We start from the raw sequence: 11,487 nt of genomic DNA, 5'->3' as shown, positions 1-11,487 counted from the left end.
CTTTCAAAATGACTACTGGTCATTTCTTTCAAACCATGTTATACTACAAAAATGACCATTAGTCAATCTCTATTTTTAATTTTATGCAGGTAATTGACTTTTTGGAACTTTTCATCAATAATAAAGAGGGAATGCGCTTTCAAACCGCAGCCAAAGGAGATATGCCGTATGAGTAAATTGGAAAATAATAAAAAACAGAAAAAAGAGGCCCTGTTGAATACAGCCTTTGATCTTTTTATTACCAAAGGGATACAAAAGACTTCCATCTCAGATATTGTGGAGAAGGCCGGTGTGGCAAAGGGGACATTCTATCTGTACTTTTCTGACAAATATGACCTTCGGAACAAGCTGATCTCACACAAGGCCAATCAGATCCTGGGAAGTGCCTACACAGCTATGAAATCTGCCGGGATAGATTCTTTCGAGGACCGTGTAGTCTTTATCGCTGACCACGTTATCAATCAGCTGAATCAGGATAAATCCCTTCTGAATCTCATTGCCAAGCATCTGAGCTGGGGAATTTTTAAAAATGCCCTTACACGTATGGATAATGACACTGATAAAAACGTATATGACATTTATTACCAGATACTCTCAGAAAGCGGGCAAACCTTTAAAGACCCGGAGATCATGGTCTATATGATCGTGGAAACCGTCAGCGGCTCTACCTACAGCCCTATCCTCTACAGCCAGCCGGCTCCTATCGAGGATATGAAGCCTTATATTTTTGAAAGTGTACGAACAATCATTAAACAACATACCCAAGGAGATTAATACTTTATGAAATTACAGCAGCTACTCAGCTATACCCGCCGGGCGGTAGACGAATATCAGATGATCGGGGAAGGTGACAGGATCGCCGTGGGAATATCCGGCGGAAAAGACAGCCTGACTCTCCTCTATGCCTTACATGGACTTAAAAGATTTTATCCAAAACATTTTGAGATTGAAGCAATCACGGTCAACTTAGGTTTTCCCGGCTTCGATCTGTCAGCCATCCGCGCTCTCTGTGATGAACTCGGAGTCCGCTACACAGTAGTTGATACAGAGATCGGCAAGATCATCTTTGAAGACCGCCGTGAGAGCAATCCCTGCTCACTCTGTGCCAAGATGCGGAAAGGTTCTTTCAATCAGGCCGCCAAAGAACTTGGCTGCAACAAGGTAGCTTATGCACACCACAAGGATGATGTTGTGGAAACCATGCTGCTGTCACTGATCTTTGAGGGACGTTTCCACTCTTTTTCTCCCCGCACCTATCTGGACCGCATGGATCTGACTGTAATACGTCCCATGATGTTTGTAGATGAAGCTGACGTAATTGGCTTTAAAAATAAATATGCACTGCCCGTAGCAAAAAGTCCCTGTCCGGCTGACGGCCACACTAAACGTGAATACGCCAAAAATCTTCTCCGCCAGCTGAACCGCGAACACCCGGGATGCAAAGAAAGGATGTTTACAGCCATCATCAGCGGCAATTTGGAGGGATGGCCGGAGCGAATCCCCCATGTTCGTTAAATAATAAACAAAATCCCATTTATTTTTCCTTTAAATCCCATTGATTCTGCACATTGTATCTTTGTACAAGGAGTGATAAAATGTTAACAATCCAAGACAGAGGTGATAACAATGGCAGTGACTATAGCGATGGCGGCAACACTGGGTCTGCTTGCAAACGGAACAGCTATGGTAGGCTTCGGCCTGACCGTGCTCCGCAAAAAAGCAATGGCAGTGGAAAAATAAGGCACAGGATCATAAATGAATGCAATATAAAAAGAGGACCATGACTCCAATAAAATGTCATGGTCCTCTTTTTTGTCAAAAATCGAAACTGTTCACTCTTTTCACAGCTGCATGTAAAAAATTTCTAAAACACTTGCTAATTTATCAAAATGTAGATATAATAACCTATAGCTAATTCAGGGAAGAAGTGCAAGGAAAGATTTTGAATCATATGAGGAGGTATATATGGAAAATTCGTTGAATTTATCAACTATAAGTAATGAATACAATATGTTGATGACCTCACTGCATATTAGTGTCAGTAAACATTTGCTGAATGATGATTTTCAAGTCATCTGGGCAAATCGTTTTTTCTATGACAAAACAGGCTATACAAAAGAGGAATATGATCAAAACTTTCATGGAAGCGTCCGCCTTTATTTTTCCAATGCTCCTGAAGAATATAATTCCATCGTGAAAGCTGTAAAAGACGCATTAACTGCTAACCATGGGGGATATGATGCCGTTTGCAAAATGCCCCGCAAAGACGGGTCTTCTATCTGGATCCGTTTCATAGGTACTTTTACAGATGAAGTAATTGATGGAGTGCCCGTTATATACGTCGTGTATACAGATGTTGATGATCTGGTAAATGCACGAACAAAAGCGGAAGAAGAGCATCGAAAATCGCAAAATATATTGCGGAAGGAAATACAGACAATGGAGTGCCTCAAGCGGATGTATGGCTGTATGGACAAGGCAGAATACATGGATGATATACTGTGTATCATTGGTACCTTTTTAGAGGCAGAGCGTGCATATATGTTTGATATCAATGAAACTGAAATGAATTGTATATTTGAATGGTGCCGCGAAGGTATAGATCCTCAGATGGACTATTGCCAGTATATGGATATCAAGCTTCTTGAACCGTGGTTTGAGGAGTTTTGCATGGGGAAAAATATTGTAATTCCCAATGTAGACGCCCTGAAAGAAAATAATTCACATACTTTTGAAGTACTGTATGCGCAGGGGATTCACAGCATGGTATTATCCCCCATCATTACGCATGATCAGCTGATCGGATTTATCGGCGCCGACAATTCTAATGTAGAGTTTTTGATGAACACTTCTATGTTGGAAACATTAAGCTATTTCATTGGCATTTCTGTTGAAAAGTCAGAATTAAACGAAAAACTCATATATAATAGTTTTTATGATGAATTGACAGGTTCCTTTAACCGCAATAAATATCTGCAGGATATAGAGAATCTTTGCCAAAGTGTCAGTTTCACATCTATAGGCGCCGTTTATATGGATATAAACGGCTTAAAAGACATCAATGACCACATGGGGCACAAGTTTGGGGACCAAATACTTATCGAGGGTGTAGAAATGCTGAAGAAAGCATTCCCTACAGGCAATATCTACCGTCTGGGCGGGGATGAATTTGTAGTATTGATCAGCGGGATCGGACAGGATGCCCTTGAAGACCAGGTGGTTAATCTAAAGCATTATATTTTGTTAAGTACCAACTGTAAAGGTGCTGTTGGTTATATCTGGACAGATCAAGTAAATGATATAGACAGTAAAATAAGTGAAGCCGATGAATTAATGTATAAGGATAAAAGAGATTTTTACCGCAAGAATCCAACTTCTAACCGTTATCGTTTTCACAACGACAGCATACTGCAATTCTCTGAAAAAAATAAGCTGGAAGAAGAGATTGCAAACGGGAACTTTGAGGTGTATTTGCAGCCTAAAGTTGATTTCCACCGGCATATTATAGGCGGAGAGGCATTGATCCGGTATCATGACCATGAGGGAAAACTCATTATGCCTAATGAATTTATAAGCTTTTTAGAGAATACACGAAGTATTCACCATATTGATTTTTTTGTTTTTGAGACAATATGCAAATTGCTGGAAAAATGGAAAAAAGAGAACCTTTTGTTAAAACCGGTCAGTGTAAATTTTTCCCGTTATACGCTGCGTATTCCGGAATACATAGATATGCTGAACACGATATGGGAACGTTATGATGTAGACAAGTCCTTACTTGAAATTGAAATTATTGAAAATGATGAGAATTATGACAATGAATTTTTAATTTCCATTATTGATAAGATAAAAAAAGCCGGATTTGCAATCTCAATTGACGACTTTGGTTCCCGCTATTCCAATATGGCATTATTTATAAATGCCGATTTGGATACATTAAAAGTAGACAAGCGTTTAATGGATGATATCGATAAAAATGAGCGTTCACGTATGCTGATAACGTCATTGGTACAAATCTGCCATAATCTGCATATGCGTTTGATCGCAGAAGGTGTGGAAAATGAATGCCAGTTTTCTATGCTGCAGGAACTTGGATGTGACGGTGTCCAGGGATTTCTGATCAGCAGACCACTCCGGATAGAACAATATGAAAATCTTTTTTTGAAATAAAATGCACAGATACGAAGCGGCCGGACAAGAAATTTGTCCGGTCTGCCCTATTGGCCTCCTTTCAAATTATTAAGTATTTTAATTTTATTTATGGTATACTAAAAATAGTTTACTATAAGGAGGCATATCGTGGAACAGGAAAGTCTGCTTTATAAAGTTCTTTATCAATCCATTTTGACGCAGATATACAGCGGTGTTCTCCGCCGCGGAGAAGTATTTCCCAGCCAGAGTGAGCTTTGCCAGCGGTATCAGGTGGGAATAACAACTGTACGAAAGGTAATCCGTATGCTGAAAGAAGAAGGTGTGATATGTACCTCCTCCGGCAAGCGGGCTATCGTCAGCTTTAATGAAAACGAAAATGGCTACATCCAGTCACTGATGCAAAGACGCGAAAGCATTTTGGATATCTACAGCGGACTGGAATTGATCATGCCGTCCCTTTATGCCGAAGGGGCGATGCATTGCGGCAGTTTAAGTTTTTTTGCGGACGCAGCAGATTCAGCTGATAACAGGATTATCAATAACCAGCAAACAGCCGCCTTTTTTACAGAGATGCTTCTTCCGTACCGCAACCAGACTGTACTGGACCTTCAGAGCGATATGGAGCACTATGCACGTTTTCCTTATGTCATGCAGTCCCAATTAGAGGATCCCTTCACTGTATCGGCGGATTTTATGAAAAATAATCTGTCAGTTATGCAGGGCATGGCTGAACGTAAGGAACGCGGACCCCTGATTGCCAAACTTGAGGAGATGTACAAAAATGCCGGCCAGCAGGCGGCAGTCTATTTAAACGGGTTACAAAAAATCGTACCAAAGCCGGAGAACCTGGTGGCCTACCAATGGTTCAGAGGAAAAAACCGCTCTCCGCTTTATGCTTCTGTGGCTCAAAGCCTGTACCGGCGCGCTCAATCAGGCGAATTCAGTGATCGTGCATATTTCCCGTCAGAGCCTGAAATTATGCGCATCTACAAGATTTCCAAATCAACTGCTTCCAAGGCAATGGCTCTGCTGAGCGACATTGGATTCATCCACACAATTGAGAAAAAAGGTTCTGTGCTGCGCACTTCGGAGGAGCTTGCGCCTATCCGGATAGAACAAAATATCATCGAGAACAATCTGACTCTTTTTTTAAATGTCCTGCAGATTCTGGCTGTCTGTACAGGAAAGCTTTCCCTTGCGGCTTTTTCTCTGCTGGATGATTCCCAGCTTGCGGATACGGCAGCCGAATGGGAGCTGAGTCCCCTGAGACAGAGAAGTTCCGGTATCATACATATCATTACTGCTTTCCTAAAAGCGCATATGCCGCTGAAATGTCTTGAAAACATTCTTGAGCAGTTTGATGATGCCCTGATTTGGGGTCATTATCTGGACCGCCCATATGTGATAATTGAAGAATGTGTGGCTTTGGCACAGGAAGGCTTTGAAGAATTTGCGCTTGCATGCAGTTCTCTTAGAAAAGGTGACCGGGAAAGCGCTGCCCTCTGCGTCCAGCGGACTTTTCGGGCCATATTTCTGGATGCCCGTTTATATACGCTTATCTGCTTTAAAAATCCGGATAAAGTTCCTGCAGAGATTTAAAGGGAGGGTGCAGAAAGTCAGGTATACTGCGCCTACAGTTTGCTTATAACAGCAATTTTTATAAATACTTCATTATTTTTTATATAAAAAAAATTTCATTTTTCCTTACGATGTGATATCCTGTTATACAGATAGGAAGTGACTATTATGAAAGTACATGTTTTATATGCCAGCAGCACAGGTAATACAGAGCTGGTTGCAAAGGCTGTATATAAGGCTATTCCTGATGCCTCCAAGGATATACAGCGTCTGGCGCTTTTTAAGGAAGACCCTGAGGCTGAGACTTATTTTATAGGCTTCTGGACAAACAGGGGCAGTGCAAGTTATGAGCTTCTTGATATCCTGTCAGATCTACACGGCAAGAACATCGCCTTGTTCGGCACCTGTGGCATGGGAGGTTCTCCTGAATACTATAAGGAGATCGAGAACCAGGTATCTGCATTTATCCCGGATGATAATGTTTATCTGGGAGCGTTTATGTGTCAGGGCAAGATGCCCATGCGCGTGCGTGAAAAGTATCTGGCAATGGAAACAGACGAAAATCACGCCCAGATCCAGAAGATGCTCCGGAATTTTGATGAAGCCCTCCTTCATCCCAACGATGGTGATTTAAAAAATGCAATGGATTTTGTAGATTCAGTTTTTAAAAAGCTGTAAAGCTTGTTTGTTTCCCGTCAGTTTGCTGCGGGGTATTTGACTATCAAAATAATAGAAAGCAGGAATTTTAAAATGAAAGAAAGATTTCAACGATTTATGGCCGGACGTTATGGTGCGGACCAGCTCTCAAATACTACTCTTGTCGTTCTGGTCGTGCTAATGGTCATCAATATGTTTGCCCGCACATTTATCATTAATATTCTGGTCCTGGCGGGCCTTGTATGGATCTATTTCAGAATGTTTTCCCGTAATTGCCAGAACCGGTATCAGGAGAACGAAAAATTCCTTGGACTCAAGAATAAGGTAGTCGGTTTTTTCAAAAAAGAGAAGAATATAGCTTCCCAGAGAAAGGATTTTCGTATTTATACATGCCCGAAGTGCAAACAGAAAATCCGTGTTCCAAAGGGTAAAGGAAAAATATGTGTCACCTGCCCGAAATGTAAGACTGAATTCATCAAAAAAAGTTGATTCTGAGTCAAAGCCCCCACAGCAGTGGAAGGCTGAACTGTTGCCAAAGGATCACATCAGAAAAGAAGGTATCCCTCTGCAGCGCATATGCTGCGGAGAGATACCTTCTTTTTCATTCTTAACTTTTCCCGTTTCCATGATCCATATTGAGTTTCAGATACCTGGACTGACCTCTTCTTTTATGTGACCTGAGAAAGGCTGCGCTTTTATTGTAGAGCCAGAAGGAATATACAAGGAGATGATTGGCAGCTCCTATCTTTTCCTTTGTCGTGCCCTTATATAGTACTCCTCCGGCCTCCATGGGCTTTTTCTGCCTTACGTATTCTATCAGCTGCGATTCACATGTGATCTCTTCCTGGAAATCTGTAAATCCAGTTCCCACACAGTCATACCGGTGGGAATCACTTCCCCCAAAAACAGGCTTTTTATATTTTTCTGCCAGCTTCATAGCTTCACTGTTGGCCTGCACAGGCTCACAGGAGTTAAACCCTTCTATAAAATCAAATTTAGCCAGCACTGCTCTGTTTTTTCTGTAATACCTTGTGTTTGCAAGGCTCATGTATTTTTCACCGCAGGGATGAGCAGGTCCCAGGATTCCTCCGAAAGCATGCACAAATGTGATGAGCAGGGAGACTGGCATCCCCCTCAGCTCAAGAATCCTCAGCTTCATTCCTTCCGGCATGATAACCAGTATATGGCCTGCGTTGCTGGTATCGTATTCAATGCCCTTTAGAACCACAAAATCCTTGTGGCTCTTCCCTTTTATATGATCACGCCAATGACGGTATCCTTTATACGAGTTGTGATCTGTGATCAGCATCCCGCCGAATCCCTTTTCCTCTAAAAGCCCAATATATTCTTCAATGCTCACTTTTCCATCTATGGAGCCTTCCTTTGTATGGCAATGCATATCCATCTTCATGACAGACACCTCTTTCTCTTACAGATGAAGCTTCTTTGATAATTCAGACTTCAATTCTTTCCACTTAAATATCAGCAGCGCTGTCAAAAATAATACCGAGATCCCGGCACAGATGACAGACGGCCAGCTTTCCCCCACTGCTCCGGCTGCATACAATACAGCGGGAACAAGCCCCGTTCCTGCTGCCATTACATAATATATCATATAGTCTTTACTTTCAAGGTGCTGGATGCTGGCAATTATTAGCATAAACAACTGAGTCAGAATAATACTTCCGGGCAGCACATAATCAACAGACCAGCCCTTCCAGCCTGTTCCCATATCCCAGCCGATGCAGCAGGCCATCACAAAAAACAGCTGCCACATAGCATTTTTTAACAGATTCCGCCGCTTGTAAAATCCAATAGCAAATACGATCCAGAGACAGAGTACTGCACACGCTCCGGGCAGTGACCATAATATCCCCGGCAGTGCAATCGCATTTACCACACCCATAATGACCGCCGCTGCAATACAAATAAAAGTAAACCACTGAAAGATTCTGGTGCCTGCAAACACATGCCTGTCTCTTTCCGGGAAATCATTTTCAATCATCTCGACCTTAAGTCCGTTTTCCTTTAAGATCTCAAAAAAGTTCCTCTCCACATTTACGTTCTCAAATCTGGACGTAAAGCTCATAACCAGCTCATCTTCAAAAGAACACATGCACAGCTCAGTCTTGGGCGTACTTGTAAATACATGGAAATACTTTATATATTTTCTGAAATCCTCCGGCATCGTCACAACACCCATATTAGAATAGATGGCCGTTGTATTTTTTTCTGTAAATTTAGCTCCGGCCAGCAGCCCCAGATTCTTAACGACTAACGGTGCCGCCCTGAGCACAGGATTGAATTCCAGGCCCGTCAGGGCGTTCATCCTGTCTGCCAGCCTCTCTTTGCACAGCTCGGCTTTGAAATAATCCCTGACGTGAGCAATGACATCTTCAAATGTAGTCTTACCTGTCTCAAACTGGAATCCCGGATCTATCCAGCTAAAAAAATTCAGCATGGACCTGGACGGGAAATATTTTCTCAGGTTCACGGGAACCATGAGGATAACCGGCTTTTTTTCCTGCCGCGGGCTCATCTCCCTGTGAATGGCACATAAAAGCACAGCTGTCAGAAACACCGTAATAGATACCCCGTATTCTCTTGCCTTAGCCAGCAGTGCCGAAGCTGAGACCTTCCCTTCTACTATCATCATATTCTCTACTTCTGTCTTGGGCCCATGCAGCTGATATGCTTTATCCGATTTTTCCTTTTCTCTTTTCCTGCCGGTCTTCATATAATACTTATAGAAGCTGTCATCCTCTTTGTCCTGAGATGTCAAGTCCTCCTCGGACAGCGGTCCCGGATCTGACAGCTCGTCAGGATGGGACAGCAGCAGATAGTTCTTTACCAGCTCCTTCAGGAACTGGGTGGCCCCTGTTCCGTCTGTCATTGCATGATAAACCTCAAAATTTATCCTGTTTTTATAATAAGTCACCTCAAACAGAAGAGTCTTCTTATCCCTCACATAAAGGCTGCTGCACGGCGCCTTAGATTCCTCTGACACTATCGGCTGCAGCCCGCTTTTTTCCAGATAAAACCAAAAAAACCCTTTGCGCAGCACAGATCTGAACAACGGATATACCTCCATCGTTTTATCCAGCGCCCTCTGCAAAAGGTCCCCGTCAATTTCTTCTTTTAAATCACAGGAAAATCTAAACACTCTGGTATCCTTTTTTCCGCTGGTCGCCGGAAATATCTTAGCCGCATTATCCAGTTTTCTCCATCTGGCTGTTTTTGCATTAAGCATCTTCCCAGACCTCCTTTAAAAAACCGTTAATTAGCTTAAAGCTTTCCTGGACATGCAAAAATTTAATGCCCAGTGCAAAAAAACCATGAAGCGCATCTTCGATCCGGCAGATCTGGACACTGGTCCCCGCCTCCATAAGACGCCTGCCGTATTCCTCCCCTTCATCCCTGAGAGGATCATATTCTGCTGTAATGATAAGCGTCCTTGGCTGGCCGCTCAGGTCTTCCGCCAGAAGCGGCGCAAAATAGGGACTCTTCCTGTCTTCCTCACATCCTGCATACATGTCCAGATAGTCGCTCATCTTCCTCGCCGTCAGAAGAAAATCAGTCCCGTTCTCATGGACAGAAGGATATGGGGAATTTTCGGAATAGTCATTGCTCAGGGCAGGATAAATGAGGATCTGGCGCTTTGGCATAAATTCACCCCTCTCCCTGGCAAGCAGGCACAGCGCCGCCGCCAGGTTTCCTCCCGCACTGTCGCCTATCACTGTTATTTTGTCAGGGTCGGCATTCAGAAGAAACTTTCCCTGAAAAAGAGCTTTGGCCGCTGCATAGCAGTCCTCCAGCGGCACCGGGAACCTGTTCTCAGGAGCCAGCCTGTAATCCACGGAAACCACGATATGGTTCGTGCTGCTGGCCATCCGTGAACATACCCTGTCATAATTCTCAGCGCTCTCTGTCACCCATCCTCCCCCGTGAAAAAAAAGAAGGACAGGGTGTCCGCAGCCAAGAGACTCACAGGGCTTACCGCCCTGTTCCCCCGGCATATAGATCCTGGTCGGCACTTCGTGCCCATCATTATAAATCTTATAATCAATGGTATGATAAAAGGGCTTCATAGGGTCAAGCGCCTTTAAATTTGCAAACTGCCTGGATGGTTCCAGGTCTATCCCCCCATAGGATAAGGCCTTTAAAATAGCCCTCACGCCTCTGTTTATCGCCATATTATTCTCCTACAGCTGATTCTTTAACAGTACAAGATGGAATCCCTGCGGATTAATAACAATTCCCTTTGCCTGCTCTAAGACAATTTTTTTCAGGTTCTCAAACGGCATAGCCACTGCCTGGAAGGCATTGTCCTTATTGAACTTTGAGAACTCCCCGGCATCAGTGAAGATCGGCTGGTAGGTATCGCCGTTCTCATATTTCATGAACGGGATCTTATTCTTATCCTGAAGGGGAACAAGGTACTTTCCTCTCTGGACATTTACCATCATCTCTTCTTCCATGGCTTTTAATTCCTGCATGGTCTTTGTCTTCTCCGGCTTGCGCAGCTCCTGCATAAAGTAAATGGCAGTCAGCTGAAGCTGTGGGTTCTCCACTACGATATGTCCCTCCGGCAGCTTCGAATAGTCAGGCCTTGTCACCAGGTCCGGCAGCTGGATGGATACCTGCTGCTCCCCGTCATCCAGGACTACTGCATTCACCCCAAGCAGATAAAGCCCCACATAAAAATTCAGGAATTTTTCTTTTTTGATCTTTCCCACGTTCATCTGGGCATGCTCTTCAGCAAAACGTGCGGCAGCATCCTTTGCAGCCTCTTCGCTGCAGTACACAAATACCTGGTCATCAAAAGTCTCAGGTTCACAGTAAATGAACGGCATCCTGGTATATTTTGAAATATTCACACAGATCTCGTCCAAAGACCTCAGCTTTTCTAAAATGACTCCATAAAAGAGACGGCCGCCGTCTGTAGCCCTGTACAGATAGATAAGATCTTCGATACTGAGCTTTCTGTAAGCCATCACATCCTTTTTCTTATCAAAAAGCATTTTCTTTAACTGTTCCTGTCTTTCATTTGTCATCTTTATTTTCCTCTCCTTGTCTAAAGAAGCCATACCCTTTCGAGTA

Annotated in this window: 10 protein-coding genes; 6 read left to right on the top strand and 4 right to left on the bottom strand. The window is 43.2% G+C overall.

Going from position 1 to position 11,487, the window contains the following annotated elements:
• The first annotated feature begins 168 nt into the window (after positions 1 to 168).
• The 6 genes from NSB28_RS04960 (at position 169) to NSB28_RS04935 (ending at position 6,876) form a co-directional block, all read left to right on the top strand.
• A complete protein-coding gene (locus NSB28_RS04960; RefSeq protein WP_109625457.1) occupies positions 169 to 774 on the top strand; it encodes a TetR/AcrR family transcriptional regulator in 606 nt (201 codons plus the stop codon).
• 6 nt (positions 775 to 780) lie between these two features.
• Positions 781 to 1,515, top strand: coding sequence for a tRNA lysidine(34) synthetase (locus tag NSB28_RS04955; protein WP_109625456.1), 735 nt, complete (start codon positions 781 to 783; stop codon positions 1,513 to 1,515).
• Between the two features lie 450 nt (positions 1,516 to 1,965).
• Positions 1,966 to 4,170: an EAL domain-containing protein gene (locus NSB28_RS04950; protein ID WP_257497684.1), complete on the top strand. Its 2,205-nt coding sequence runs from the start codon at positions 1,966 to 1,968 to the stop codon at positions 4,168 to 4,170.
• 129 nt (positions 4,171 to 4,299) lie between these two features.
• On the top strand, positions 4,300 to 5,751 hold the full coding sequence (locus tag NSB28_RS04945; RefSeq protein ID WP_109625455.1) for a GntR family transcriptional regulator: 1,452 nt from the start codon (positions 4,300 to 4,302) through the stop codon (positions 5,749 to 5,751).
• Positions 5,752 to 5,898: 147 nt separating this feature from the next.
• Positions 5,899 to 6,408, top strand: a complete 510-nt coding sequence (bilS, locus tag NSB28_RS04940; protein WP_109625454.1) for a flavodoxin family protein BilS — start codon at positions 5,899 to 5,901, stop codon at positions 6,406 to 6,408.
• Positions 6,409 to 6,480: 72 nt separating this feature from the next.
• Positions 6,481 to 6,876, top strand: a complete 396-nt coding sequence (locus tag NSB28_RS04935; protein WP_257497685.1) for a hypothetical protein — start codon at positions 6,481 to 6,483, stop codon at positions 6,874 to 6,876.
• A gap of 118 nt (positions 6,877 to 6,994) precedes the next feature.
• On the opposite strand, the gene NSB28_RS04930 is transcribed toward NSB28_RS04935, so the two are convergent.
• The 4 genes from NSB28_RS04930 to NSB28_RS04915 are packed head-to-tail and all read right to left on the bottom strand — an operon-like array spanning position 6,995 to position 11,441.
• Complete coding sequence (locus NSB28_RS04930; protein ID WP_109625453.1) at positions 6,995 to 7,798, bottom strand: PHP-associated domain-containing protein; 804 nt, start codon at positions 7,796 to 7,798, stop codon at positions 6,995 to 6,997.
• An 18-nt stretch (positions 7,799 to 7,816) separates the two neighbouring features.
• Positions 7,817 to 9,637: a DUF6320 domain-containing protein gene (locus NSB28_RS04925; RefSeq protein ID WP_109625452.1), complete on the bottom strand. Its 1,821-nt coding sequence runs from the start codon at positions 9,635 to 9,637 to the stop codon at positions 7,817 to 7,819.
• Positions 9,630 to 10,580, bottom strand: coding sequence for an alpha/beta hydrolase (locus NSB28_RS04920; protein ID WP_109625451.1), 951 nt, complete (start codon positions 10,578 to 10,580; stop codon positions 9,630 to 9,632). Before NSB28_RS04920 ends, NSB28_RS04925 begins: the two co-directional genes overlap by 8 nt.
• Before the next feature lie 9 nt (positions 10,581 to 10,589).
• Entirely contained in the window at positions 10,590 to 11,441 is an 852-nt protein-coding gene (locus NSB28_RS04915; protein ID WP_187374346.1) for an SseB family protein, read from the bottom strand.
• Positions 11,442 to 11,487 lie beyond the last annotated feature (46 nt).

This window comes from Murimonas intestini (assembly GCF_024622195.1).
GTDB classification, from domain to species: Bacteria; Bacillota; Clostridia; order Lachnospirales; family Lachnospiraceae; genus Murimonas; species Murimonas intestini.
This window is presented reverse-complemented; position numbering and strand designations above follow the sequence as displayed.

Excerpts from the sequence above, each read along its gene's own strand:
- NSB28_RS04960 (WP_109625457.1), top strand. The coding sequence starts at position 169 with ATGAGTAAATTGGAAAATAATAAAAAACAGAAAAAAGAGGCCCTGTTG.
- NSB28_RS04955 (WP_109625456.1), top strand. The coding sequence starts at position 781 with ATGAAATTACAGCAGCTACTCAGCTATACCCGCCGGGCGGTAGACGAA.
- NSB28_RS04950 (WP_257497684.1), top strand. The coding sequence starts at position 1,966 with ATGGAAAATTCGTTGAATTTATCAACTATAAGTAATGAATACAATATG.
- bilS (WP_109625454.1), top strand. The coding sequence starts at position 5,899 with ATGAAAGTACATGTTTTATATGCCAGCAGCACAGGTAATACAGAGCTG.
- NSB28_RS04935 (WP_257497685.1), top strand. The coding sequence starts at position 6,481 with ATGAAAGAAAGATTTCAACGATTTATGGCCGGACGTTATGGTGCGGAC.
- NSB28_RS04930 (WP_109625453.1), bottom strand. The coding sequence starts at position 7,798 with ATGAAGATGGATATGCATTGCCATACAAAGGAAGGCTCCATAGATGGA.
- NSB28_RS04925 (WP_109625452.1), bottom strand. The coding sequence starts at position 9,637 with ATGCTTAATGCAAAAACAGCCAGATGGAGAAAACTGGATAATGCGGCT.
- NSB28_RS04920 (WP_109625451.1), bottom strand. The coding sequence starts at position 10,580 with ATGGCGATAAACAGAGGCGTGAGGGCTATTTTAAAGGCCTTATCCTAT.
- NSB28_RS04915 (WP_187374346.1), bottom strand. The coding sequence starts at position 11,441 with ATGACAAATGAAAGACAGGAACAGTTAAAGAAAATGCTTTTTGATAAG.